General features: G+C 64.0%; 24 protein-coding genes and 1 riboswitch. Of the genes, 10 read left to right on the plus strand and 14 right to left on the minus strand.

All coding sequences use genetic code 11. The features are described 5' to 3' along the window. A partial coding sequence (locus EN993_RS11255; RefSeq protein ID WP_127263231.1) for an MFS transporter occupies positions 1–744 on the plus strand: 744 nt, incomplete at its 5' end. Between the two features lie 39 nt (positions 745–783). Here the strand turns inward: EN993_RS11255 and EN993_RS11260 are convergent. Continuing rightward, positions 784–1488: a nitroreductase gene (locus EN993_RS11260; RefSeq protein ID WP_164757614.1), complete on the minus strand. Its 705-nt coding sequence runs from the start codon at positions 1486–1488 to the stop codon at positions 784–786. A 225-nt stretch (positions 1489–1713) separates the two neighbouring features. Between EN993_RS11260 and EN993_RS11265 the strand changes: the two genes are divergently transcribed. Genes EN993_RS11265 through EN993_RS11285 form a run of 5 tightly spaced genes read left to right on the plus strand, consistent with a single transcriptional unit; the run spans position 1714 to position 9268 of the window. Continuing rightward, entirely contained in the window at positions 1714–2256 is a 543-nt protein-coding gene (locus EN993_RS11265) for an XRE family transcriptional regulator (RefSeq protein WP_164757615.1), read from the plus strand. Positions 2257–2276: 20 nt separating this feature from the next. After that, on the plus strand, positions 2277–4730 hold the full coding sequence (locus tag EN993_RS11270; RefSeq protein WP_109668447.1) for an FAD-dependent oxidoreductase: 2454 nt from the start codon (positions 2277–2279) through the stop codon (positions 4728–4730). After that, positions 4727–5632, plus strand: a complete 906-nt coding sequence (locus EN993_RS11275) for a homocysteine S-methyltransferase family protein (RefSeq protein ID WP_109667875.1) — start codon at positions 4727–4729, stop codon at positions 5630–5632. The genes EN993_RS11270 and EN993_RS11275 overlap by 4 nt, the downstream gene beginning before the upstream one ends. Then, a complete protein-coding gene (locus tag EN993_RS11280; RefSeq protein WP_109667878.1) occupies positions 5625–6806 on the plus strand; it encodes a pyridoxal phosphate-dependent aminotransferase in 1182 nt (393 codons plus the stop codon). The genes EN993_RS11275 and EN993_RS11280 overlap by 8 nt, the downstream gene beginning before the upstream one ends. Beyond that, entirely contained in the window at positions 6803–9268 is a 2466-nt protein-coding gene (locus tag EN993_RS11285; RefSeq protein WP_164757616.1) for an FAD-dependent oxidoreductase, read from the plus strand. Before EN993_RS11280 ends, EN993_RS11285 begins: the two co-directional genes overlap by 4 nt. Before the next feature lie 82 nt (positions 9269–9350). On the opposite strand, the gene EN993_RS11290 is transcribed toward EN993_RS11285, so the two are convergent. Genes EN993_RS11290 through EN993_RS11320 form a run of 7 tightly spaced genes read right to left on the minus strand, consistent with a single transcriptional unit; the run spans position 9351 to position 15907 of the window. After that, entirely contained in the window at positions 9351–9938 is a 588-nt protein-coding gene (locus EN993_RS11290; protein ID WP_127263233.1) for an NAD(P)H-dependent oxidoreductase, read from the minus strand. Beyond that, a complete protein-coding gene (locus EN993_RS11295) occupies positions 9938–10519 on the minus strand; it encodes an NAD(P)H-dependent oxidoreductase (RefSeq protein WP_164757617.1) in 582 nt (193 codons plus the stop codon). The genes EN993_RS11290 and EN993_RS11295 overlap by 1 nt, the downstream gene beginning before the upstream one ends. After that, complete coding sequence (locus tag EN993_RS11300; RefSeq protein WP_127263245.1) at positions 10519–11922, minus strand: FAD-binding oxidoreductase; 1404 nt, start codon at positions 11920–11922, stop codon at positions 10519–10521. Before EN993_RS11300 ends, EN993_RS11295 begins: the two co-directional genes overlap by 1 nt. After that, complete coding sequence (locus tag EN993_RS11305) at positions 11922–13223, minus strand: cytosine deaminase (protein ID WP_127263235.1); 1302 nt, start codon at positions 13221–13223, stop codon at positions 11922–11924. The genes EN993_RS11300 and EN993_RS11305 overlap by 1 nt, the downstream gene beginning before the upstream one ends. A 4-nt stretch (positions 13224–13227) precedes the next feature. Then, positions 13228–14079 (minus strand): ABC transporter permease, encoded by an 852-nt coding sequence (locus EN993_RS11310; RefSeq protein WP_023757784.1) that lies wholly within the window; start codon positions 14077–14079, stop codon positions 13228–13230. After that, positions 14066–14890, minus strand: coding sequence for an ABC transporter ATP-binding protein (locus EN993_RS11315; RefSeq protein ID WP_127263236.1), 825 nt, complete (start codon positions 14888–14890; stop codon positions 14066–14068). The genes EN993_RS11310 and EN993_RS11315 overlap by 14 nt, the downstream gene beginning before the upstream one ends. A gap of 12 nt (positions 14891–14902) precedes the next feature. Next, a complete protein-coding gene (locus tag EN993_RS11320) occupies positions 14903–15907 on the minus strand; it encodes an ABC transporter substrate-binding protein (RefSeq protein ID WP_109667892.1) in 1005 nt (334 codons plus the stop codon). Between the two features lie 265 nt (positions 15908–16172). Here EN993_RS11320 and EN993_RS11325 point away from each other — a divergent pair, with 265 nt between their 5' ends. After that, the gene (locus EN993_RS11325) at positions 16173–16556 is read left to right on the plus strand and encodes a RidA family protein (RefSeq protein ID WP_109667895.1); all 384 of its coding nucleotides are present in this window, start codon (positions 16173–16175) and stop codon (positions 16554–16556) included. Positions 16557–16610: 54 nt separating this feature from the next. Further along, a complete protein-coding gene (locus tag EN993_RS11330; RefSeq protein ID WP_127263237.1) occupies positions 16611–17414 on the plus strand; it encodes a creatininase family protein in 804 nt (267 codons plus the stop codon). Here EN993_RS11330 and EN993_RS11335 read toward each other — a convergent pair whose 3' ends face one another. Together EN993_RS11335 and cobD are read right to left on the minus strand one after the other, a co-directional pair. Further along, positions 17415–17924, minus strand: a complete 510-nt coding sequence (locus EN993_RS11335; RefSeq protein ID WP_126069431.1) for a tyrosine phosphatase family protein — start codon at positions 17922–17924, stop codon at positions 17415–17417. After that, the gene (gene cobD, locus EN993_RS11340) at positions 17921–18967 is read right to left on the minus strand and encodes a threonine-phosphate decarboxylase CobD (protein WP_127263238.1); all 1047 of its coding nucleotides are present in this window, start codon (positions 18965–18967) and stop codon (positions 17921–17923) included. The genes EN993_RS11335 and cobD overlap by 4 nt, the downstream gene beginning before the upstream one ends. Between cobD and cbiB the strand changes: the two genes are divergently transcribed. Beyond that, the gene (cbiB, locus tag EN993_RS11345; protein ID WP_127263239.1) at positions 18966–19934 is read left to right on the plus strand and encodes an adenosylcobinamide-phosphate synthase CbiB; all 969 of its coding nucleotides are present in this window, start codon (positions 18966–18968) and stop codon (positions 19932–19934) included. The two genes, cobD and cbiB, sit on opposite strands and share 2 nt — an antisense overlap. A 34-nt stretch (positions 19935–19968) precedes the next feature. Here the strand turns inward: cbiB and cobO are convergent, their stop codons facing one another. The 4 genes from cobO to EN993_RS11365 are packed head-to-tail and all read right to left on the minus strand — an operon-like array spanning position 19969 to position 22091. Next, positions 19969–20583 carry a cob(I)yrinic acid a,c-diamide adenosyltransferase gene (gene cobO, locus EN993_RS11350; RefSeq protein ID WP_127263240.1) on the minus strand — a complete coding sequence of 205 codons (615 nt, stop codon included), beginning with the start codon at positions 20581–20583 and terminating at the stop codon, positions 19969–19971. 1 nt (position 20584) lies between these two features. After that, positions 20585–21097, minus strand: coding sequence for a bifunctional adenosylcobinamide kinase/adenosylcobinamide-phosphate guanylyltransferase (gene cobU, locus EN993_RS11355; protein ID WP_127263241.1), 513 nt, complete (start codon positions 21095–21097; stop codon positions 20585–20587). Continuing rightward, entirely contained in the window at positions 21090–21896 is an 807-nt protein-coding gene (locus EN993_RS11360; protein WP_127263242.1) for a CbtA family protein, read from the minus strand. The genes cobU and EN993_RS11360 overlap by 8 nt, the downstream gene beginning before the upstream one ends. 15 nt (positions 21897–21911) lie before the next feature. Next, entirely contained in the window at positions 21912–22091 is a 180-nt protein-coding gene (locus tag EN993_RS11365; RefSeq protein ID WP_109667912.1) for a CbtB domain-containing protein, read from the minus strand. 35 nt (positions 22092–22126) lie between these two features. Next, a riboswitch (cobalamin riboswitch) is annotated at positions 22127–22324 on the minus strand. 139 nt (positions 22325–22463) lie between these two features. Between EN993_RS11365 and EN993_RS11370 the strand changes: the two genes are divergently transcribed. Continuing rightward, a complete protein-coding gene (locus EN993_RS11370) occupies positions 22464–23639 on the plus strand; it encodes an aromatic ring-hydroxylating dioxygenase subunit alpha (RefSeq protein ID WP_127263243.1) in 1176 nt (391 codons plus the stop codon). The last annotated feature ends 80 nt before the right edge of the window (positions 23640–23719 follow it).

Genomic DNA, 23719 nt, shown 5'->3' on the forward strand with positions numbered 1-23719 from the left:
GACGCTGCCGGCGGCATCATCGCCGGCGAACTGGCGCTGGCGCTCGTCATCCTGACCGTCGCATCGTTCTACTGCCTGCGCGTGCGCAATCCGCTGCTCGATCTCAAGCTCCTGCGCATCCGCACCTTCCGCATCTCCTTCCTGACCGGTGGCGGCCTGGACACGATCGGCCTCAGCTCCGTCGTCTTCCTGCTGCCGCTGATGTTCCAGCTCGGCTTCGGCATGAGCGCGGTGCAGGCGGGATCGCTGACCTTCGTCGCCGCGGTCGGCTCGGTGGCCATGCGCTTCTTCATGCCGCGCGTCCTCAACCGCTTCGGCTTCCGCCGCGTGCTGGTGTTCAACACGCCGATCGTCGCCGCCATGGTCGCCGGCTTCGCCCTGATGCAGGCGACCACACCGGTTTGGATCGTGCTGACCTATATCTTCGTCTTTGGCGTCTTCCGCTCCGCCCAATGGGCTTCGACCGGCAATCTGGCCTATTCCGACATCGCGCCCGAGCAGCTCGCCCGCTTCAGCGCCCTCTATTACATTCTGTGGCAGCTGGCGGTGGCGATCAGCGTCGGCCTGGCCGCCGCGGCGCTATCGTTTCTGGCTGGCGGCGGTCCAGCCGTCGCTGACGACTTCCGCATCCTGTTCGTGATCGAGGGCGTCATCACGCTCTGCGCGTTGCTCGCCTACCTCAAACTGACGCCGCAGGACGGCGCCCATGTCAGCGGCCACGGCGCCCAGATGAACACGGAATAGTGCATGCCGCCCATGTCGGCCGATTGGCCAGGGCAGCCGCTATTCGCTGAACGTCACCCACTCTTCCAGCGGCACGCGGTCGGTGCGGAAGGTGTTTTCAGGTTTTGACGTGTCTTCATGGCCAAGCGCCATACCGCAGACGACGATCTCTTCGTCCGGAATGTCGAGCACCGGCCTGATCTGCCGGTGATAGGGCGCGAAGGCCGCTTGCGGACAGGTGTGCAGACCTCTGCCCCGCGCCGCGACCATGATGTTCTGCAGGAACATGCCGTAGTCGATCCATGAGCCCTGGTTGAGCCGGCGGTCGATGGTGAAGATCATGCCGACTGGTGCGTCGAAGAAGACGAAGTTGCGGTCGTGCTGGGCGCGCATCTTGTCGACCTCGCGGCGGCCGATGCCAAGCGCGCCATAGAGGCCGAAACCGTTGGCGCGGCGGCGGGTCAGATACGGCTCGAAGAACTGCGTGGGATAGTAGCGGTACTCGTCCCAATCGGCTTTTTCGGCGCGAATGCCGGAATTGAGAATAGCGTCCGATATCCGCTGCTTGATCTCGCCCTTGATGACGTAGACCTTCCATGGCTGCATGTTGGTGCCGGACGGAGCACGCGCCGCAACCGCCAGAATGGCGCGGATCGTGTCGTCGTCGACCATGTCGGGCAGAAATGCGCGCACCGAACGGCGCGACAGGATTGCCTCGTCGACAATCTCGGCATCGCCCGCATTTCGGGTGTTGTTTTTCAGCATGGGCCGTCCCTTAACCCTCGTCTCGACCGGACGTCCCCACTCGCCGTTCCTGCCCGAGCCTTTGCATGAACCGCCAAAATCGCGCAAGCAAATCTTGTGCATCCGTGAAAATCCACTTGATTTTTTCACGAGCTTGATTTCTCATGAAATTTGACCGGATTTTTTCATGAAGTGAGCGTTTTGCCTTCGCCTACAGCAAGAACATTACAGGGAACTGACGAACGCGTGCTGGCCGGCGACATCAGGGCCTTGCGCAGGGCGCGCGGGCTGACGCTCGCCGAGATCGGCCTGAAGCTTGGCCGTTCAGTCGGCTGGGTCAGCCAGGTCGAGCGTGGCCTGTCGACGCCGTCGCTCAGCGATCTCAGAGCCTTTGCTGAACTGTTCGGCGTGCCGATCAGCCTGTTCTTCAGCCATGACGTGCCTGTCGAAAGCGAGCGCGGCGTGGTTGTGCGCGCCGGCCGGCGCCGCACGCTTGGCACAAGCGAATCCGGCCTGGTGGAGGAGCTTCTGTCGCCCGATCTCGGCGGTAGTTTCGAGATGGTGCGTTCGGTCTTCGCGCCGGGCGCGGAGCTGAAGGCCGAGGCGCAGCGGCCGACCGAGGAAGCCGGATATGTCGCGTCCGGACTGTTCGACATCGAGATAGCAGGCGTCTGGCATCGGCTTGGCGAAGGCGACTCCTTTCGCTTCGAAGGCAAGCCCTACCGCTGGCGCAATCCGGGTGCGGAGCCCGCGGTTATCATCTGGGTGGTTTCACCACCTGTCTATTGAGTTTAAGTTTGGAGAAGAACATGGCGGGTTTGCCGAGCACGGCGCGCGTGGTGATCATCGGAGGCGGCGCCGTCGGCACGTCCTCGCTCTATCATCTCGCCAAGGCGGGCTGGACCGACTGCGTGCTGCTCGAAAAGAACGAGCTGACCTCCGGCTCGACCTGGCATGCCGCCGGCAATGTGCCGACCTTCTCCTCGTCCTGGTCGCTGATGAACATGCAGCGCTATTCGACCGAGCTTTATCGCGGGCTGGCCGACGCGGTCGACTATCCCATGAACTATCACGTCACCGGCTCGCTGCGCCTTGCTCATACGAAAGAGCGCATGCAGGAATTCCAGCGCGCCAAGGGCATGGGCCGCTACCAGGGCATGGACATCGACATTGTCGGCGTCGACGAGATCAAGCGCCGCTATCCCTTCATCGACACGCATGATTTGAAGGGCGCACTCTACGACCCGAGCGACGGCGACATCGATCCGGCGCAGCTCACCCAGGCGCTCGCCAAGGGTGCCCGTGACATGGGCGCGAAAATCATCCGCTTCTGCCCGGTATCAGGCGTGCACCGCGAGAACGACGAATGGGTGGTCGAGACGGCACAAGGCGAGATCCGCTGCGAGATCGTCGTCAATGCCGCCGGCTACCGCGCCGCCGAAGTCGGCCGGATGTTCGGCCGCGACGTGCCGATGATGGTGATGAGCCACCAGTACATCCTGTTCGAGGAGATTCCCGAACTGGCGGCATGGTCGAAAGAACAGGGCAAAAAGCTGCCGCTGCTGCGCGACGTCGACACCTCCTACTATCTGCGCCAGGAAAAGAACGGCATGAATCTCGGCCCCTATGAGCGCAATTGCCGCGCGCATTGGGCCACCCACAACGACCCGATGCCGGAGGATTTTTCCTTCCAGCTCTTCCCCGACGATCTCGACCGGCTGGAACATTATCTGGCCGACGCTGTCGCCCGCGTGCCGATCCTGGGCACAGCCGGCCTGTCCAAGGTCATCAACGGGCCGATCCCCTACACACCGGACGGCAATCCGCTGATCGGCCCGATGCCCGGCGTTCCCAATGCCTTCGAGGCCTGCGTCTTCACCTTCGGCATCGCCCAGGGCGGCGGCGCCGGCAAAGTGCTGGCCGAATGGGTGACTGAGGGCCAGACCGAATGGGACATGTGGTCGTGCGACCCGCGCCGCTTCACGTCCTTTGCCTCGGCGCCGGACTATTGCGTCGCGAAGGGCATGGAGATCTACGGCAACGAATACGCCATCCAGTTTCCGCGCCATGCCTGGCCTGAAGGCCGCGACCGCAAGCTGTCGCCGATCCACGATCGCATCAAGGCGCTCGGCGGCCGCTTCGACGCTTACAATGGCTGGGAGCGCGCCACCTGGTACGCGCAAGACGGCGACGACATCTCCGAGGAGGCGACGCTGACCTTCCGCCGCGACGGGCCATGGCACCATCGCGTACGCGAGGAGTGCCTTGCCGTGCGCGACGCCGCCGGCATCTTGGACCTGCCGGGCTTCTCCCGCTTCAACCTGGAAGGTCCGGGCGCCGCCGAATGGCTGAGTCTGCAGGTCACCGGGCTGGTGCCGAAGCCCGGCCGCATCGGCCTCGTCTATTTCGCCGACGACAAGGGCCGCATCGTCACCGAAATGTCCGTCGTCCGCCACGACGACAACCTGATGACGCTGATCACCGCGGCGGTCGCCCAATGGCATGATTTCGAATGGCTGAAATCGCGCATGCCCAAGGACGCACCGTTCAGGCTGATCGACCGGACCGAGGAATTCTCGACCCAGATCCTGGCCGGGCCGAACTCGCGGAAAATCCTCGCCGATGTCTGCGAAGCCGACCTCACTCTGCCATGGCTGACGCATCAGGAGACGAAGATCGCCGGTCGCTGGGCCAAACTGGTGCGCGTCTCCTTCGCCGGCGAACTCGGCTGGGAAATCCACACAAGGGTGGACGACACCGCCGCCATCTTCGACGCCGTCTGCGCGGCAGGTCAACAGCACGGGCTGAAGCCGTTCGGCATGTACGCGCTGGATTCGCTGCGGCTCGAAAAAGGCTACCGCACCTGGAAGGGCGATCTGTCGACCGACTATTCGATCCTGCAGGGCGGGCTCGAGCGCTTCGTCAAATGGGATAAACCCAACTTCCGCGGCAAGGCAGCACTCCAGAACGAGAAGCAGCAAGGGGTGACGAAGCGTTTCGTCACCCTGGTCGTCGAGGACCCCGGCGATTGCGACGCGCCTTCGGTGTCGACGCTGTGGCACGACGGCAAGATCGTCGGTGAGACGACGTCGGGCGGCTGGGGGCATCGCATCGACAAATCGATCGCGCTCGGCATGCTGCGCGCCGATCTGGCCGAACCCGGCACCGCAATCGAGGTCGAGATCTTCGGCGAGCGTTTTCAGGCGATCGTGCAGAAAGATGAGCCACTGTGGGATCCGAAGAACGACAGGCTGCGCGCATGAAGAAGGTCATCCTCACCGATGGCGGCATGGGCCAGGAACTGGTCCGCCGCAGCCAATCCGAGCCGACGCCGCTATGGTCGGCCAGAGTGCTGATCGACGAACCGGATCTGGTGCGCGACCTGCACGCGGAATTCATCCGTGCCGGCGCCCGTGTCATTACCATCAACACCTATTCGGCAACACCCGAACGCCTGGCGCGTGAGGGCGCGGAAGACCTATTCAAGCCGTTGCAGAAGCGCGGCATCGAATTGGCCAGGCAAGCTTGCGAGCAGGCCGGTGAGGCAACCATCGCCGGCTGCCTGTCGCCGCTGTTCGGCAGCTACGCGCCGGCGCTGACCATTTCATATCAGGATACGCTCGACATCTACCGCCGCATCGTTGCCGAGCAGGCGGATGGCGTCGACCTGTTCCTGTGCGAAACCATGGCGTCCATCGAGGAGGCGCGCGCGGCCGTCACCGCGGCATCGGAAAGCGGCAAGCCGGTATGGGTGTCGTGGACACTCGCCGACCACGGCAAGCCGCGGCTGCGCAGCGGCGAGGCAATAGCCACCGCGGCAGGCGCGCTCGACGGCTTGACTGTTGCGGCGCGGCTGCTCAACTGCTGCCGACCCGAAGCGATCGCCGCGGCCTTGCCTGAACTGATCGACCTCGGCGGCCCTGTCGGCGCCTATGCCAATGGCTTCACCTCCACCGAAGCGCTCAAGCATGGCGGCACTGTCGATGTGCTGCACGCCCGTCACGACCTTGGTCCGGACGCCTATGCCGACCAGGCGATCGGCTGGGTCGAGGCCGGCGCCGACATTGTCGGCGGCTGCTGTGAAGTCGGACCGGCGCACATCGCCGCTCTGCGCGACCGGCTCGAACAGGCCGGCTACGAAATTTCGGGAGAAATACATGCCTAGACCATCGTCGCGCATTTCCGGCATCGTGCCTTCGGGCAAGGACGGCTGGGAAGTCCATTCGGCCGCCTGGGCCCGCAAAGCGGCCGGCGAAGACATCATCATGCTGTCGGTCGGCGATCACGACTTCGACACACCTTCGGAAACGATCGAAGCGTGCGTGACCGCGGTTCGCGGCAGCAACCACCACTACACGCCGCTTTCCGGCCTGCCGCGCCTGCGCAAGGCCATGGCGGCAGCCTCGAGCGCCTGCACCGGCGTCGAGACGACGCCGGATCAGGTCATCGCCACGCCGGGCGGCCAGGCCGCACTCTACGCAGCCGTGCAGGCCGTGCTCGACCAGGGCGACCACGCCATCGTCGTAGCGCCTTATTACGCAACCTATCCCAACACGTTCAGCGCCGCAGGCGCCAGTTTCACCGTGGTCGAGACACCCGCCGAGGACGGCTTCCAACCACATGCCGAGATGATCCGCGCAGCACTCCGGCCCAACACGCGCGCCATTCTCATCAACACACCGAACAACCCCACCGGTGCGGTCTATTCGCGAGAGCGGCTGGAGCAACTTGCCGAGATTTGCCGGGAGCATGACCTCTGGCTGCTGTCGGACGAAGTCTATTGGACGCTGGGCGGCGGCGAGCATGTCTCGCCGCGCTCACTGTCCGGCATGGCCGAACGAACGCTGGTCATCAATTCGATGTCCAAGAGCCACGGCATGACCGGTTGGCGCATGGGCTGGCTGACAGGCCCTGAAGCGATGATCACGCTGCTCACCAATCTCAATCTGGTGACCACTTACGGGCTGCCGGCCTTCATCTCGATCGCCTGCGCCGAGGCGCTTGAAAACCGCTATGGCGTGAAGGACATCGCCGAGCGCTACGCCGCGCGCCGCACCGTCTTCCTCGATGCCGTGCGCGGCATGAACGATGTCACCGTGCGCGGTTCCGAAGGCGGCATGTATGTCATGCTCGACATATCCGCCGTTGAACCCGACGACGAGAAATTCGCCTTCGCTTTCCTCGACAAGGAGAATGTCGGCGTGATGCCGGGCTCCAGCTTCGGCGAGGCAGCCGCCGGCCATATCCGCATCAGCCTCTGCCAGCCCGAACCCATGCTGCAGGAAGCAGCGCTCCGGCTGCGCCGTTTCGCTTCCAGCTATCGTCGCGAGGCCGCATGACCGCCAAAGCTATCCCGACAAAAGCCATCCCTACCAAAGCGAGGGCCGTCATTATCGGTGGTGGCGTTTCCGGCTGCTCCGTCGCCTACCACCTGGCCAAGCTTGGCTGGACCGATATCGTGCTCCTGGAACGCAAGCAGCTGACGTCGGGCACGACATGGCATGCCGCCGGCCTGATCGGCCAGTTGCGCGGTTCGCAGAACATGACCCGGCTGGCGAAATATTCGGCTGACCTCTACGTCAAGCTGGAAGCCGAGACCGAAGTCGGCACCGGCATGCGCCAGGTCGGCTCGATCACCGTGGCGCTGACCGAAGAACGCAAGCACGAGATTTACAGGCAGGCGTCGCTCGCCCGCGCCTTCGATGTCGATGTCCGCGAGATTTCTCCCAATGAAGTCAAGCAGATGTACCCGCATCTGAATGTCTCGGACGTCGTCGGCGCCGTGCATCTGCCGCTCGACGGCCAGTGCGACCCTGCCAATATCGCGATGGCGCTGGCCAAGGGCGCGCGCCAGCGCGGCGCCACCATCGTCGAGAATGTGAAGGTCACCAAGGTCCACACCAGGGCTGGCCGCGTCACCGGGGTGTCCTGGGCACAGGGTGAAGACCAAGGCACCATCGAAGCCGACATCGTCGTCAACTGCGCCGGCATGTGGGCGCGCGAACTGGGAGCACAGAACGGCGTCACCATCCCGCTGCACGCCTGCGAGCATTTTTATCTCGTCACCGAGCCGATCCCCGGTCTCACCCGTCTGCCCGTGCTGCGCGTGCCTGACGAGTGCGCCTACTACAAGGAGGACGCCGGCAAGATGATGCTGGGCGCCTTCGAACCGGTGGCAAAGCCCTGGGGCATGGACGGCATCCGCGAGGATTTCTGCTTCGACCAACTGCCGGAGGATATGGACCATTTCGAGCCGATCCTCGAAATGGGCGTCAACCGCATGCCGATGCTGGCGACCGCCGGCATCCACACCTTCTTCAACGGTCCCGAGAGTTTTACCCCCGACGACCGCTACTATCTCGGCGAGGCGCCGGAGCTGTCCGGCTACTGGATGGCGACCGGCTACAATTCGATCGGCATCGTCTCCTCCGGCGGCGCCGGCATGGCGCTGGCGCAGTGGATCAATGACGGCGAAGCCCCCTTCGATCTGTGGGAAGTCGACATTCGCCGCGCCCAGCCGTTCCAGAAGAACCGCCGCTATCTCAAGGAGCGCGTCTCCGAAACGCTCGGCCTGCTCTATGCCGACCATTTCCCCTATCGTCAGATGGCGACCTCGAGGAATGTCAGGCGTTCGCCGCTGCACGAGCATCTGAAGGCGCGCGGCGCCGTCTTCGGCGAAGTCGCCGGCTGGGAGCGCGCCAACTGGTTTGCCCGTGAAGGCCAGGAGCGCGAATACCGCTATTCCTGGAAGCGCCAGAACTGGTTCGACAACCAGCGCGAAGAACACCTCGCGGTCAGGAAAAGCGTCGGCCTGTTCGACATGACTTCGTTCGGCAAGATCCGGGTTGAGGGCCGCGACGCCTGCGCCTTCCTGCAAAGACTGTGCGCCAACGACATGGACGTGGCCCCGGGCAAGATCGTCTACACCCAGATGCTCAACCAGCGCGGCGGCATCGAGAGCGACCTGACGGTGTCGCGGCTGTCGGAGACGGCGTTCTTTCTCGTCGTTCCAGGCGCCACGCTGCAGCGCGATCTCGCCTGGCTGCGCAAACATCTGACCGACGAATTCGTCGTCGTCACCGACGTGACGGCGGCCGAAAGCGTGCTCTGCCTGATGGGGCCGGATGCGCGCAAACTGATCCAGAAGGTCAGCCCCAACGATTTCTCCAACGAAACCAACCCGTTCGGCACGTTCCAGGAGGTCGAGATCGGCATGGGCCTGGCCCGCGCCCACCGCGTCACCTATGTCGGCGAACTCGGCTGGGAGCTCTATGTCTCGACCGACCAGGCGGCCCATGTCTTCGAAGCGATCGAAGAGGCAGGCGCCGATGTCGGCCTGAAACTCTGCGGCCTGCACACGCTGGATTCCTGCCGCATCGAAAAGGCGTTTCGGCATTTCGGCCACGACATCACCGACGAGGACAATGTGCTGGAAGCAGGCCTTGGCTTCGCTGTGAAGACGGCCAAGGGCGACTTCATCGGCCGCGATGCCGTGCTGCGCAAGAAGGAAGCCGGGCTGAACCGCAGGCTGGTCCAGTTCCGGCTGAAAGACCCGCAACCCCTGCTCTTCCACAACGAGGCGATCCTGCGCGACGGCAAGATCGTCGGTCCGATCACGTCTGGCAATTACGGCCATCACCTCGGCGGCGCCGTCGGGCTGGGATACGTGCCGTGCCAGGGCGAGAGCGAGGCGGATGTGCTGGGCTCATCCTACGAGATCGAGATCGCCGGCGAGCGCTTTGCGGCGGAAGCGTCGCTGAAGCCGATGTATGATCCGAAGGCCGAGCGGGTGAAGATGTAGCGCAGTCTTTCTGCAAGTGAGGCGCCGCCCCTCATCTGCCTGCCGGCATCTTCTCCCCGTAAACGGGGCGAAGAAAGCTCTCCTAAAACCGCTCGAGCTTCCCTCGCACCTTCGCCAGAAATGCAGCCCGCGTCGCCGGCGTCGAGGAATCCATCAGATAGTGCGCCAGGAAAAAAGTCCGGCAACGTGTCGCGCACAGCGCCCGCATGCCGCGCAGCAGGGTCTTGCGTCCCGGCTGGCCGACGACCACGCTCCACCAGGTCGGCGCGCCGCAGGTGGTGATGACGCCGACCCTGGTCACATGCGTCATCAGCGACTTGATCCGCCCCTTGCCCGCCGGCAGCTTGAAGGCGACGTCCGTCGCCCACACCCGGTCGAGCCAGCCCTTCAGCATCGCCGGCAGCCCGTACCACCAGGTCGGATAGACGAACAGAATCGCTTCGGCCCAGTTGAGCAGCTCGAAATGCGGCTTCAGCGCCGGGTCCTGCGGCGCCTGGTCGTTGTAGGAGCGCCGCTCGTCGCAGCTCATCACCGGGTCGAATTTCTCGGCATAGAGGTCGAGCAGCCGCACCTCCCAGCCTCTTCGTGTCAGCACGTCGACGGCAGCGTCGCGAATTGCCGCACAGAAGCTTTCCGGCACCGGATGGCAGTAGACCACCAGCGCGCGCATCAGAACGCCTCTATGCGTGCCGCGACCTTGGCCATGAAAGCCTTGCGCGTGCGGTCGGTAGACAGGATCATCGCGTAATGCGCGAGATAGCTCACCGGCGCGCCGGGTTTTACGGTGGCGCGCAGCATCCGCTTGATCAGCCTGCGCGGCGGATCGCCCATCAGCATGGCGCGGAACCGGCTGCCGCCATAAGTGGTCACCGCTGCAACCTTGCTTATGTTGTGCAGCGACGGCTGCACCTTGCCGTCGACCAGCTTGAACGACACGCCGGGCAGGAAGACGCGATCGAAAAAGCCTTTCAGGATGGCTGGAAAACCATAATTCCAGACCGGATAGGACAGCACCAGCGCATCCGCCCGCAGCAGGCGTTCGACATAGGGCGCCACAGCGTCGGCGGGGCCACGCTGGTTGTGATAGTCCAGCCGCTCCTGGCGTGTCAGCCGCGGATCGAAATCCTCGGCATAGAGATCGCAGTCGTCGACCGTATGGCCCACCGCCACCAGCCGCTCGACGATCATCCGGTGCAGGCCGGCGTTGAAGCTGGTCTCGACCGGATGGGCGTAGAGCACGAGGATGTTCATCAGCCTGCCTTCTGCAGCCCCTTGAACAGGAATGTCCGGCCGGAACGATAGTCGTAGTCCGGGTTTTCCCAGGCGATCATCTTGCCGGGGTTAAGCAGGCCCTGCGGGTCAGTCTCGTGCTTGAATGCGAGCTGCACGGCATCCGTCTGCTTCATGCCGCCCTCTTCCAGCGTGTAGCGGTGTGGGTTGAAGATCGGGCAGCCATTCTCCTCATGCAGCCGCACGATCTCGTCGAGCCGCGTCTCGCTGGTGAACTTGACCAGCGGCAGGCCAAAGCAGGTGATGTTGCCGTCCAGCCGCACGAATTCCAGATGCGAGAAAACCTCGCCCGGAAACATCGCATCCATCTTTTCGACCAGCGCCAGCTGGTTGGGAAAGGGATAGAGCGATTGCAGATAGGTAATCGAAGGGTCGACGCGCAGCGCCCTCAGCGTCGTGTGGTTCCAGGCCAGCTCATAGGCCGGCGGCAGGCCCTTTTTCTCATCCGGCGTCGCCGTGGCCGCATTGTAGATCACCTCGCCGCCGACGCGGCGGGTGAAGGCCAGGAAGGCATCGAGCCCATGCTGCGCCACCATGACGACGCAGATGCTTTGCCCTTCCCGGAGGAATTTCTGGTGCCGCTTGAAATAGAGCTGCGGCACGGGTGCCGCTATCGGCGTGATCAGCTTGGTGAGGATGCCGTCCTGGCAGGCCAGCGCATTGCCATAGCGGGCGGCATCCATGAAGCCGTCGAAACCGACAATGACGTCGACCCAGTCATAGGCTGCAGTCAGCGGCATCTCGACTTCCGATATGACGCCGTTGGTGCCGTAGGCGTGGGTGACCTTGTGCAGATCCTCGCCGGTGAGCTCGAGCGCTTTCGGCTCGGCTTCCATGGTCACCACGCGCAGGCGAAGCACATTGCCGAAATCGCGCAGGCCGCCGAAATTGATCGAGCCGACGCCGCCCGAACCGCCGGCGATGAAGCCGCCGATCGAGGCCGTGTTGTAGGTGGACGGCGACAGCCGCAGCTCCTGCCCGGAATGCGCCCGCGTCGCCTTGTCGATGTCGGCCAGGATCGCGCCTGGTCCCGTCACCACGCGACCTAGCGCAATCGACTTGATCTCGTTCATCTCGGCAAGGTTGAGCACGACGCCGCCCGAAAGCGGCATTGCCTGGCCGTAATTGCCGGTGCCGCTGCCGCGCGGTGTCACCGGCACGCCGTGGCGGTGACAGGCGGCAAGCACACGGATCAGTTCGGCCTCGTTCTTCGGCGTCACGATCAGATCGCCTGTGACATGGTCGAGCTGCTGCTTCAGCACCGGGCTGTACCAGTAGAAGTCGCGGCTCTTCTGCTGGACGATGGCCGGATTGTCGTCGACCTTAAGGCCTTCGAGGTCGCGTTTGAGCGCCGAAACGTCCATCATTCCACCATCAGCTCGTCGAGTTCGGCATAATCGGGCAATTGCCGGTCGATTGCGCATCCGCTGCGCACGACGATGCGATCCGATTCGGGCCGCGACAGCAATTCCGTCCAGCTTCGACCTTTGAACACGATGAAATCGGCATCCCCGCCGCTGGCCAGCGTGCCGAAGCCGTCGAGCCGCATCACTTTGGCGGGAGTCGCGGTGACGGCTTGCGGCCAGTCGGCGACCGGATGATCGAAATGCAGGATGCGCGTCGCCATGCGGTAGACCTCCAGCATGTCGAGATCGCCATAGGCATAGAAGGGATCACGCGTGTTGTCGGATGCGACGGCAACCGGAATGCCCCTTGCCTTCATCTCGTGCAGCAGCGTCACGCCGCGCCAGCGCGGCGTGGTGCCGTCGCCGCGCCGGTCCTGCAGATAGAGATTGCACATCGGCAGCGAGACGACGGCCAACCCGGCTTTCGCCACCTTGTCCAGCGTATCGAGCACGTCGAGGTCAGGCTGGCGCGCCAGCGAACAGCAATGGCCGACGAGGATCTTTCCTTCGAAACCGTTCCAGAGTGCGGCCTCGGCGATCTTCTTCAGCGAGATCGCGGCGATGTCATCGGTCTCGTCGGCATGGAAATCGAGATCGAGGCCATGCTTGATGGCTTGCGCGAAGACGTGGTCGAGCAGCTCTTCGAGATCCGGCACCATATAGGTGACGACACCGAGCACGCCCTTGGCCGCGGCAACCCTTTTTGCCAGCCGGTCGAACCATTTCCTGTCGCGAACGCCCTCGATGCCGAGCAGGCAGGCGCCCTGCAACTCGATGCGGCCGCGCCATGCCTCGCGCATCGCCTCGAACACCGGCCAAGAGATTTCCTCCTGCGGCGCGACGCTGTCGAGGTGGGTGCGCAGCGCCCTGGTGCCATGCGCGTAGGCGCAGCGCAGCGAAAAATCCATGCGCCGGGCAACGTCTTCGGCGCTCCAGCGTGCCGCACGATCGGCACCGGCGGCATTCAGCGCGCCCATGAAGGTGCCGTCGGGATTGGGTTTTCGCGGCCAGATATGACCCTTGTCGATATGCGTGTGGCAGTCGACGAAACACGGCAGCACAATGCGGCCGCCAAGGTCGACAGCGTCCAGGGGCGTCGCTGCACGACGATGTGCGGAGATGGCTGCGATCTTGCCCTCGGTGACAGTGATGTCGGCAAGCGCAAAGCCATCGCGATCGAAAGCAGCGCCAAGGCCTGGGCTCAGGGACGCGTGAAGCCTGACATTGGCGAGCCGGTATGAACCTGTGTTCGGAATCAAGGACCTAGCGCTCCTGCTTCAGTGCGCTTTCGTGCCAGCGCCGCAAAATGAGATGCGAAATAAGCGACAGCACGAGGAAAATCAAAATGCCGGTGAGCGAGATCAAGAACAGTGCCGCGAACAGCCGCGGCGCGTTGAGCCGGTAGCCAGCCTCGATGATGCGTGAGGCAAGGCCGGACGACTGGCCGGTGGTGCCGGCGACGAACTCGGCCACCACGGCGCCGATCAGCGACAGGCCGCCGGCGATCTTCAACCCGCCGAGGAAATAGGGCATCGCCGCCGGCAGCCTGAGATAGCGCAATTGCTGCCAGCGCGTCGCACCATTGAGCTTGAACATGTCGCGCAGATTGCGGTCGACGGAGTTGAGGCCAAGCGTGGTGTTGGACAGGATCGGAAAGAAAGCGACGATCCAGGCGCACAACAGAAGCTTGGTCGTCTGGTCGTTTACATAGATGTTGATCAGCGGAAAGATCGCCACGATCGGCGTCACCTGCAGCACGATGGCGAATGGGAAGAACGACATCTCGACCCATTTCGATTGCGCGAACAGCACCGCCAGCCCGACCCCGCCAATGACCGCCAGAGCTAGGCTGAGGAAGGTGATGCGCAAGGTGACGAGCAGTGAGGAAAACAGCAGGCCGGCATCGTTGTAGAGCGTCCACAGCACCACGCCGGGACGCGGCAGGATGTATTGCGGAATCTCGTTCCACACGCAGATGCGGTCCCACAGCCATATCGCCAGGATCATGATCGCCAGCGGCAGCACCCAGCGGCCGATCCGTTCGAACCGCTCCTGGCGCACGCGGCGCGCTTCCTCGGGGTCGAGTTCGAGCACGCGCTCGTCAATGGCCGTCATGATGAGCGCCTGCTGTTGAATTGATGGCGTTGACCAACACATCGGAGGCCTGACGGCAGAGTGCCGCATAGTCGGGCGAGGTGCGAAACGCCTCGTCGCGCGGATAGGAGGCCTCGATGGCGAGTTCGTCGAACACCCTGCCCGGCCGCGCCGCCATGACGACGACACGGTTGGAGAGGAACACGCTTTCGAAGACGCTGTGGGTGACGAAGACGACGGTGAAACGTTCGTCCTGCCACAGTTCCAGCAGATCGTTGTTGAGCTTGAAGCGGGTGATCTCGTCGAGTGCCGCGAACGGCTCGTCCATCAACAGCACGCGCGGTTTGGTCACCATGGCCCGCGCGATCGAGACGCGCATCTTCATGCCGCCGGACAGTTCGCGCGGCACCGCGTCTTCGAAGCCGGTCAGATGCACCCGCGCCAGCATTTCCGTCACCGCCGGCGCGGCCTTGGCGCGGGAAATGCCTTTCAGCCGAAGCGGCAGCCAGACATTGTCGAAGACGCTGGCCCAGGGCAGCAGCGTCGGCTCCTGGAAAACGAAGCCGATGTTCGAGCGGTCAAGCGAGCCGCCGCCGCGCCAATCGAGCACGCCGGAGGTCGGCGTCCACAGGCCGGCGATCAGCCGCAGCGCCGTGGACTTGCCGCAACCCGACGGCCCGAGCAGGCTGAGGAAATCACCTTCCCGGATCGTCAGATTGACATCGCTCAGCGCAGTCACGCCGTTGGAGAAGACCTTGCCGACGCCCCTCAGCGCCAGCAATGTCGATGCCACGTCCGAGGCCGGCGCTTGCGCCACCTTTTCCCTTATCACGCCGGGACCGGCCTATTTCTTCAGGTCGAGCCCGACGCCCTTGTTGACGAAGGTCAGTGTGTAGGCCTTTTTGATGTCGATGCCGTCAGGCGTGACCTTGGCCTTGACCATCTTGTCGTAGAAACTTTTGATCCGCTCGTCGGTCATGGCGCCGATGCCGAGCTTCTCAGTGTCGCCGGAATCGGCAAGGCCGAACTTCTTCATCTGCTCGATCGAGAACGCGATCTGCTCGTCGCTCATGTCGGGATTGTCTTTCTTGATCAGGTCGTTGGCGGCCTTGTTGTCGCCGTAGAGATATTTGTACCAGCCCTTGGCCGAACCATCGACGAAGCACTGGACCACCTCCGGCTTCTTGTCGATCGTTTCCTGCATCACCTCGATCGTCGTCGAGTAGGTGTCCCAGCCATAGTCGGCAAGCAGGAACTGGTTCGGCACGAAGCCGCCTTCCTTCTTGACCGCGAACGGCTCGGAGGTGACGTAGCCCTGCTGGATCGACTTCTTGTTGGCGAGGAAGGGAGCGGTGTTGTAGGTGTAGGGCGCGCGCTTTGAGGCGTCGAAGCCGAGTTCGATGACCATCCACTGGAAGAAGGTCTGCACGCCCTCGTCGCCCAATATGTACTGGTCGGCGTTCTTCAGGTCTTCCCATTTGTCGAGCCCCTCGCCGGGGTGGGACATGATGACCTGCGGGTCTTTCTGGAAGTCCGCCGCCACCACGCGCATGGGAATGCCTTGCTGGACGGCATCGAAAGCCGACAGCAGATTGCCGCCCATGTAGAAATCGATCTTGCCGGCCAGCAGCATCGGCCGGCCGCTAACCTGCGGACCGCCCTGCATGATGGTGACGTCGAGGCCGCAGGCGGCGTAGGTGCCGTCCGCCACGGACTGATAATATCCGCCATGTTCCGGCTCGGCCAACCAGTTGGTGCCGAAGGTGACTTTTTCATTCGCAGCCGCACCCAGCGTGCTGGCTGCAAGCAAGGCCACAACCGCCACCGAAATCTTCTGTCTTCCGTACATCGACACCACCCTTTGTTTGCTCCGGCGCGCCACGCGCCAGGCTCGACACCAAAGATTCAAGAAGCAAGACACATGCCACCGGCGCCTTGCGCCGGGACCGCCCGCTGGAACGACATTGCACTGCCAAGGGCGGACGGGTCATGCTGTACGGAAGGCATCGTGCCTATTTTTTGAACGCCTGTCCACAATCGCTCGGGCAACATGCACCGCCATCTTGAAGGTGCAATGGGTCAGGCCTTAGGCTGGCGCTATCCAGGAGAATGCCATGTTCAAATTCCTCACCCCGAAGTCGATCAAGCCGCCCTTTGCCCGCTACAGCCACGGCGTCGAGGTGCCGCTCGGCAAGCGACTGGTGCTGTGCTCGGGTCAGGTCGCCATCACCGCGGACGACCAGATACCGGAAGACGCCGGCGCACAGGCCGAACTCTGCTTTCAAAACATCGCCGCGATTCTCGGCGAAGCCGGCCTGGGTCTGCAGGACATCGTCCGCATCAATGCCTATGTCACCGACCGCGCGCATCTGCGGCCGTATATGGACGTTCGCGACCGGCTGTTTTCCAGCCCCGCGCCGGCCTCGACTCTGATGATCGTCTCGGGATTTGCCCGACCCGAATTCAAGGTCGAAGTTGAGGCCATCGCGGCCGGGTGATCGACAGACAAGTTCTGTCGCGCTAGGTCTGCCCGTCCATTGAAGAGGCATGACATGACTGTTGCGAAGAAACGTGTGTGGTGGGGCGACTACCGGACCACCGAATACGCCTCGATCGACCCCGAGGCGACGATCGCCGTGTTGCCGGTGGCGGCGATCGAGCAGCACGGGCCGCATCTGCCTGTCTCGACCGACACCTCGATCATGAATGGCATGCTCGACACGGTCATTTCGCGCCTGCCCGATGATCTCGACATCCGCATCCTGCCAGTGCAGGCGGTGGGCAAGTCGAACGAGCACCTGCACGCGCCGGGCACCCTCACTTTGCCGGCAACCACGTTGATCGAAGCCTGGACCGAACTCGGCCTGTCGATCGCGCGCGCCGGCGTGCGCAAGCTGATCGTTATCAATTCGCATGGCGGCAACGAAGAGATCATGGGCATCGTCACGCGCGAACTGCGCGTGCGTGAAAAGATGTTGGCGGTGAAGACCAGCTGGCAGCGCTTCGGCCGCCCGGCTGGCATGTACACCGAGCTCGAGGACCGCCACGGCATCCATGGCGGCGATGTCGAGACCTCGCTGATGCTGCATTTCCGGCCGGACCTTGTCGATATGGGCAAGGCCGACAATTTCGTCTCCAATGTCGCCAAGGCCGAGAAGGAATTCTCGCTGCTTCGCCACACCGGCACCCACGCCTTCGCCTGGATCGCCAGCGACCTCAACCCGAACGGCGTGGTCGGCGACGCCAGCATCGCGACGGCGGAGAAAGGCCGGCTGACATCGGAACATCAGGCCGATGGTTTCATCAGCCTGCTGCGGGATGTGCGCAAGGCGAAGCTCGCCGACTGGCTGAAGTAGCTAACCGTCTATCCTAAGCGCGAACGGCGTTCCTTCGAAGGCGTCGGCGCCGCGTCCGATTGCCTCGATCGCCTGGATCATGCGGCCGTTGCGATCTAGCAGTGCGTCGGCCACCGCAATCAGTCGCGGATTGGGTGTCGCCGATGGCGACAGCGCCCGCAGCGTCCGCGCCAGGTCGGCCTCGTCACGCTTCGGCGCCAGTGCGGCGGCGATGATGTAGGCCGAGGCGGTCGAGCGACTGATCCCGGCATAGCAGTGCACGACCATCGGCCTTGCCCGGTCCCAGCGGCGCGCAAAATCGAGCAGGTTGCGGACATGATCCTCGCCCGGCATGGTCATGCCGTCCTGCGCCACCGCTATGTCATGCATGACCAGATGTAAGTGGTTTTCCCTCGAGATCGAGGCCGGCCGCACCACTTCCGTGCCAGCGGCGAGCAGCGACAGCATGCGGTCGGCGCCGGTCCTGGCCACCGTTTCCTCGATCTTTGCCAGCGAGCAGACATGGATCATTGTTTTGAACCCTTCGATTGATCCTCGCGCCGCGCCGCCCATTCGGCAAGAGCGGATTCGAGCCGCTGCCATTCCTCCTGACTTCCCGGCAGGCCGGCGCGCAGGACATGCGGCCGGTCGGCAAAATGACGAAGCAGGATGCCGTGCTCACCAAGGGCTACAAACAGGCCGGCGGCATCGGCCAAGCGGAGATAGCGGAACAATGTGGTGCCGCCCGCGACGGGAACGCCGAAGCGGCCGAACAGCGCATCGAGCCGCGCCGATGCATCCATAAGGGATGCCCGCATCGCGTCCTGCCAGCCGATGTCGGCAAGCGCGCGGATGCCGTATTCCAATGCGGGGCCGGCGACGGCCCATGGTCCGAACTGCGTTTCCAGCCGGTCGACCGTCGTTGCATCGGAAAGTGCAAACCCGAGCCGCAAGCCGGCCAGGCCGAAGAACTTGCCGAACGAGCGCAGCACGACGATGCCGCCCTGGTCGACATCGCCCGCGAGGCTGTACTCGCGTGGGCCGACATCCATGAACGCCTCGTCGACGACCAGTAGTCCACCCCTGGCGCGCAGTCCGGCGGCCAGCGCCAGCAATCGGTCGCGCTCGACGATGCGCCCATCCGGATTGTTCGGATTGACGATGATGGCAAGGTCGGCGTCGGCCAGATCAGCGAAATCGCTGACCTCGGTCACCTCGTGCCCGGCGATAGCCGCAGCGCGGGCATGTTCGGCATAGGTCGGACCCAGCACCAGCGCCTTGCCGGGCGCGATCAGCGATGCGACGCGCGGCAACAGTATCTGCGTGCCCGGAGCCGCCGCGACGTTGGCTGGCGACGGCGCGCCATAGGCGCTGGCCGCGATCTCTATCAGGTCACGCGCGCGCGCGGCTTCCGGCAACCGCGACAGGGTGGTGGCGGGCAGGTCGAAAAGCGGATAGGAGTGCGGATTGATACCGGTCGAGAGGTCGACGAAAGGCCGCGAAGCGTTGGGGAAAAGCGCCCTCGCCCGGCCAAGACTTCCACCATGGTCCACCGCTCCTTCAAGAAGCTTCATGTCAGTCCTGATCGCTTTCCTGTCATTGGCCGTCGAATTCGCCCTCGGTTACCCGGACTGGCTGTTTCGCGCCATCGGCCATCCGGTGACGTGGTTCGGCAGGCTGATATCCTTTCTTGACCGCAGGCTCAACCACGCCACTGATCCCGACGCGCTGCGTCGCAAGCGTGGTGTCCAGGCGCTGCTGGTCATCGTGCTGGTGCCGGCGATAGTTGGCCTCGGCGTGCAGGTCCTGCTCTGGTTCGTTCCCATGGGGCTATTCATCACTGTCCTTCTGGCTACGTCGCTTCTGTCGCAGAAGAGCCTTTACGAGCATGTCGAGGCGGTGGCGGACGCACTCGATACCGGTGGCCTCGCTTTGGGCCGCGTGGCCGTCTCGCGAATCGTCGGCCGCGATCCCGAAACACTGGACAGGGCCGGTGTTTGCCGCGCGGCGATCGAGAGCCTGGCCGAGAATTTTTCCGACGGCATCGTTGCCCCCGCCTTTTGGACCGGCGTCGGCGGCCTGGGCGGCGGCGCTGCCTACAAGGCCGCCAACACCGCCGATTCGATGATCGGCCACCGCACCCCGCGCCACGAGGCCTTCGGCTGGGCGGCGGCGCGCTTCGACGATTGGATCAACCTGCCGGCGTCGCGGGTGACGGCGCTGCTGATCGTGCTGGCGGCTTTCCTGGTCAGGGGCGCCGATCCGCGCAATGCCTGGCATGCGGTGTGGCGCGACGCGAAAAAACACCGCTCGCCCAATGCCGGCTGGCCGGAAGCGGCAATGGCCGGTGCGCTCGGCCTGGCGCTCGCCGGGCCGCGCTTCTATGGCGGCGTCCTGGTCGACGACGTCTTCATGGGCGAAGGCGGCCGGCGCGAAGCCGACAGCACCGACATAAGGCAGGCGCTGAAACTCTATCGCGTCGCCGACTATCTGCTGATCGGGTTGTTTGGGCTGGTCTCGGTTATTTTCATGGTGGCCTGATCTCACCCTCCCTTTTTGTGGGGGGTAAAAGCTCTTAGAACTCGATACCTTGCTGGGCCTTCACGCCTGCGGAAAAATGGTGCTTGGTCACGCCCATTTCGGTGACGAGGTCGGCGGCCTCGACCAGCGCCGGCTTGGCGTTGCGGCCGGTGACGACCACGTGCAGGCCCTCGCGCCGCGCTTTCAGCGCTGCAACCACTCTGTCGAGATCGAGATAGTCGTAGCGCAGCGCAATGTTGAGTTCATCGAGCACCAGAAGGCTGATCGACGGATCGGCCATCAGCTCAAGCACCTTGGCCCACGCGGCTTCGGCCGCGGCGATGTCGCGCTTCAGATCCTGCGTTTCCCAGGTGAACCCCTCGCCCATCGCGTGCCAGACGACGCGATCGCCGAAGGCGGCGAAGGCGTCCTTCTCGCCGGTATGCCACTTCCCCTTGATGAATTGGACGACGCCGACGCGCTTGCCATAGCCGAGCATCCGCAGCGCCAGCCCGAAGGCGGCCGTGGTCTTGCCCTTGCCCGGGCCGGTGTTGACGATCAGCAGCCCCTTCTCGACCGTCTTGCTCGCCACCTCGGCATCCTGCACGGCCTTGCGCTTGGCCATCTTGGCGCGGTGGCGCTCTTCGTCCTTGTTGTCGATATCGGTCATGTCATTTCACCTGGAGCGGCAGCCCCGCCACCATCAGCAGCACCGTATCGGCGATGGCAGCGACCTGCTGGTTGAGCCGGCCGGCGGCGTCGCGGAAACGGCGTGCCAGTGCATTGTCGGGCACGATGCCCTGGCCGACTTCATTGGACACCACGAACCAGGGTCCACGCGGCCGCGACAGCACGTCCGCCAGCCGACGGCATTCAAGCTCGAGATCGTGGTCGGCGAGCATATGGTTGGTCAGCCACAGTGTCAGGCAGTCGATAAGCACAGGCTGGTTGTCAGGCAAGGCCCCGAGCGCGCCGGCGAGATCGAGCGGTGCGTCGATGGTCGTCCAGCCTTCGCCGCGCCGTGAGCGGTGCAGCGCGATGCGCTCACGCATCTCGTCATCATAGGCTTGCGCCGTGGCGACATAGGTCCAACGCGGCGGCAAACCCGTCGCCAGGGTTTCGGCGTGCGCGCTCTTGCCGGAGCGCGCACCACCGATGAGAAAGGTAAGCTTGCGATCAGGCAAAGCTGTCGCGCAGGCTGGTCGCGGTGCCGGTGAAGCGGCCGCGCACCACGCCGACGACCGCGCCGAGCACCAGCCAGAACACCAGATTGGTCACTGTCACCGCCACCACGAACTGGTGATGCAGGCCTTCCGGAATCGCCGTCTTGTAACTGTCGGGCTGCGGCGCGCCGACAATATGCGGCGCGACGATCAAGGCCACAGCCAAGATCGCCAGCGGCAGCGACTTTCGGAAGGCGATCAGGCCGAGCCCGGCCGCGGTCGCCGCCACCGTTGCCCACCACCAGATCTGGCGCTCGGTCAGATCGGCAGCCGGCATGGCCGGCAGTTCCGGTGGCAGGCCGAGGCCAGGCGCCAGCGTAAACACGGCAAAGCCGGCAAGGCCCCAGAACACGCCCTGGCGCCAATTGCCGATGCCGCCGGCGAATTCCGAAACCGCGACCAGGATCAGCGCGAAGCCGATACCGGTGACGATATTGGCAAGCACGCTGAACGCGAAACGCTCGAAACCGTCTGCCGGCGCCCAACCCTCGTCTTCCGCGGGTGCCGCCGGTGCCGGCGTGGCAGCGCTCATGGAGTTTGTTGCCGGTGCGGCCGAACTCATCGCGTTGCCGCTGGTGGTATCGGCAGGCGCCGCCGGAGCGGCAGCGTGCTCATGTTCATGGCCGCCTCCAGCCTGTTCGTAGACTTCCGCCTTGAGGATGAGTGGCACGGTGGCATAGGCCTGCATGCAGGCGAGAACGACGCCGGCCACGAGCCCTGCGATCGCCGCGATGAACACGACGTTGCGAAACAGGTTCATGATGTCAGATCCTCGTCAGTGGCAGGGAAACGCCATCGAATGGCGATAGTCGTGAGCCGCATTGTGGACCGCATCGATATGCGAGAAGCCGACAAAGCCCATCACGAAAATGCCGAGAAACGCAGCAAGAGCGAGCTGCATGAAGCGCGACTGCGAGGAGACGGAGGCGCCGAGGGAGACGGAAGCGGTAGTCATATCTTGTCCTTTCGCCCTCCACCCGAGGGCATCGAAGTCAGTTTCCTGTCGCCGGCAGGTCTCCTGGCTCGCGGATCAGCGCCCTTCCCCACCTTCCCGAAGAAAACATCTTCAGTGGCATATGGAGAGGACTACCGCACACAGTTGCGGGGGCAGCCACGGCATTGGGCGAAACTCGCCCTCACCGCATTCCCTCTTGGCTCCAAAATGGAACCGACGACATTGGTGACTATAGGCAGAATCCTCGCCTCCGGCAAACCAAATTCCGCCGGCAACCATCGCGAATGCGTCGTACCAGCCGAGACCCGCCGGTGCCGCAATTGACAATTTTCCTGGCCGGGTGTCGGCTGACATCTCTAGAGGAAGCCAGCCATGCAGCCCATTGCCAGCGAGCGCGATCCCTACAACGGCCTGACCCGGGCCGAACCGACCCTGCCCTCGTCGACCTATTGGGACGCAGAAGCCTATCAAAAGGATCTCGACGCCATCTGGTATCGAAGCTGGCTGCTCGTCTGCCGCGAGGCCGACCTAGCGCAACCACTGGCTTTCCGCCGATTCCGCATCGGCACGCAGGACATCGTCGTGTTGCGGGACGAGACCGGCGAGCTGCGCGCCTTTCACAACACCTGCCGCCATCGCGGCTCGCAGCTTTGCCAGGAAAGCGAAGGCCGGCTGAAGGCGCGACTGATCACCTGCCCCTACCACGCCTGGTCCTATTCCCTGCGTGGCGACCTCGTGCGCGTGCCGTCGAAATCGCTGCCGGAAGGCTTCGACAAGGCCGGCCACCCCCTTTATCGGGTCGCACTCTCGGTGTGGCGCGGCTTCGTCTTCATCAACCTCACCGAAGACGCGACCGGTTCGGCGCAGGCATCCTTCGATCCCGCCTCCGGCGATCTCGGCAATTGGCCGCTGGAGACGCTGGTCAGCGGCCACGTACTGCGCAAGGTGATGAACTGCAACTGGAAGATCTTTTGGGAAAACTTCAACGAGTGCCTGCATTGCCCGGGCGTCCACAAGGACCTGTCGCGGCTGGTGCCGATCTATGGCCGTGGCCTGATGGGCCGGCACGACGATCCCGAATGGGCTCGCCACGCCGACAATGATGCACCGGAATTTTCCGGCGGCCTGCGTGCAGGAGCCGAAACATGGTCGCGCGACGGCCAGGCGCATGGGCCGGTCTTCGCCAACCTCACGCCAGTCGAGCGCGCCACGGGCCAGACCTATGCCACCAGCCTGCCGTCGATGTTCATCGTCGGCCATGTCGACTATGTCAGGTCAGTCCGGCTGGTACCGCTCGGCCCCGAGCAGACCGAGCTTGTCGCGGAATGGCTGTTTGCGCCCGAGGCGCTCGCCACGACCGACATCGACAACATCGTTGCCTTCGGCACGCAGGTGCTGGAGGAGGATGCGACGATCTGCGAGGTCAACCAGAGAGGCCTGCGCTCGCTGCGCCACCAAGCCGGCGTGCTGATGCCCGAGGAATACGACCTGCACCGCTTCCACAACTGGGTGCGCGAGCGGCATGCGGCACGCGAGGCAACCGCCTAGTCGGCGACTAAAGCGATTTCGGCAAATAGCGCCACGTCACAAAGCCGCAAACCGCCGCCAGCAGGCCGAGCGTGACGAAC

This window comes from Mesorhizobium sp. M7D.F.Ca.US.004.01.2.1 (assembly GCF_003997785.1).
GTDB lineage: Bacteria > Pseudomonadota > Alphaproteobacteria > Rhizobiales > Rhizobiaceae > Mesorhizobium > Mesorhizobium loti.

What these genes read in the sequence shown, in the direction of transcription:
- cobO (WP_127263240.1), bottom strand. Translation starts at nt 20,583, where the DNA reads ATGACCGATATCGACAACAAGGACGAAGAGCGCCACCGCGCCAAGATG.
- EN993_RS11285 (WP_164757616.1), top strand. Translation starts at nt 6,803, where the DNA reads ATGACCGCCAAAGCTATCCCGACAAAAGCCATCCCTACCAAAGCGAGG.
- EN993_RS11325 (WP_109667895.1), top strand. Translation starts at nt 16,173, where the DNA reads ATGTTCAAATTCCTCACCCCGAAGTCGATCAAGCCGCCCTTTGCCCGC.
- cbiB (WP_127263239.1), top strand. Translation starts at nt 18,966, where the DNA reads ATGTCAGTCCTGATCGCTTTCCTGTCATTGGCCGTCGAATTCGCCCTC.
- EN993_RS11300 (WP_127263245.1), bottom strand. Translation starts at nt 11,922, where the DNA reads ATGGACGTTTCGGCGCTCAAACGCGACCTCGAAGGCCTTAAGGTCGAC.
- EN993_RS11295 (WP_164757617.1), bottom strand. Translation starts at nt 10,519, where the DNA reads ATGAACATCCTCGTGCTCTACGCCCATCCGGTCGAGACCAGCTTCAAC.
- EN993_RS11280 (WP_109667878.1), top strand. Translation starts at nt 5,625, where the DNA reads ATGCCTAGACCATCGTCGCGCATTTCCGGCATCGTGCCTTCGGGCAAG.
- EN993_RS11335 (WP_126069431.1), bottom strand. Translation starts at nt 17,924, where the DNA reads ATGATCCATGTCTGCTCGCTGGCAAAGATCGAGGAAACGGTGGCCAGG.
- EN993_RS11275 (WP_109667875.1), top strand. Translation starts at nt 4,727, where the DNA reads ATGAAGAAGGTCATCCTCACCGATGGCGGCATGGGCCAGGAACTGGTC.
- EN993_RS11330 (WP_127263237.1), top strand. Translation starts at nt 16,611, where the DNA reads ATGACTGTTGCGAAGAAACGTGTGTGGTGGGGCGACTACCGGACCACC.
- EN993_RS11370 (WP_127263243.1), top strand. Translation starts at nt 22,464, where the DNA reads ATGCAGCCCATTGCCAGCGAGCGCGATCCCTACAACGGCCTGACCCGG.
- EN993_RS11365 (WP_109667912.1), bottom strand. Translation starts at nt 22,091, where the DNA reads ATGACTACCGCTTCCGTCTCCCTCGGCGCCTCCGTCTCCTCGCAGTCG.
- cobD (WP_127263238.1), bottom strand. Translation starts at nt 18,967, where the DNA reads ATGAAGCTTCTTGAAGGAGCGGTGGACCATGGTGGAAGTCTTGGCCGG.
- EN993_RS11360 (WP_127263242.1), bottom strand. Translation starts at nt 21,896, where the DNA reads ATGAACCTGTTTCGCAACGTCGTGTTCATCGCGGCGATCGCAGGGCTC.
- EN993_RS11310 (WP_023757784.1), bottom strand. Translation starts at nt 14,079, where the DNA reads ATGACGGCCATTGACGAGCGCGTGCTCGAACTCGACCCCGAGGAAGCG.
- EN993_RS11320 (WP_109667892.1), bottom strand. Translation starts at nt 15,907, where the DNA reads ATGTACGGAAGACAGAAGATTTCGGTGGCGGTTGTGGCCTTGCTTGCA.
- EN993_RS11260 (WP_164757614.1), bottom strand. Translation starts at nt 1,488, where the DNA reads ATGCTGAAAAACAACACCCGAAATGCGGGCGATGCCGAGATTGTCGAC.
- EN993_RS11270 (WP_109668447.1), top strand. Translation starts at nt 2,277, where the DNA reads ATGGCGGGTTTGCCGAGCACGGCGCGCGTGGTGATCATCGGAGGCGGC.
- EN993_RS11290 (WP_127263233.1), bottom strand. Translation starts at nt 9,938, where the DNA reads ATGCGCGCGCTGGTGGTCTACTGCCATCCGGTGCCGGAAAGCTTCTGT.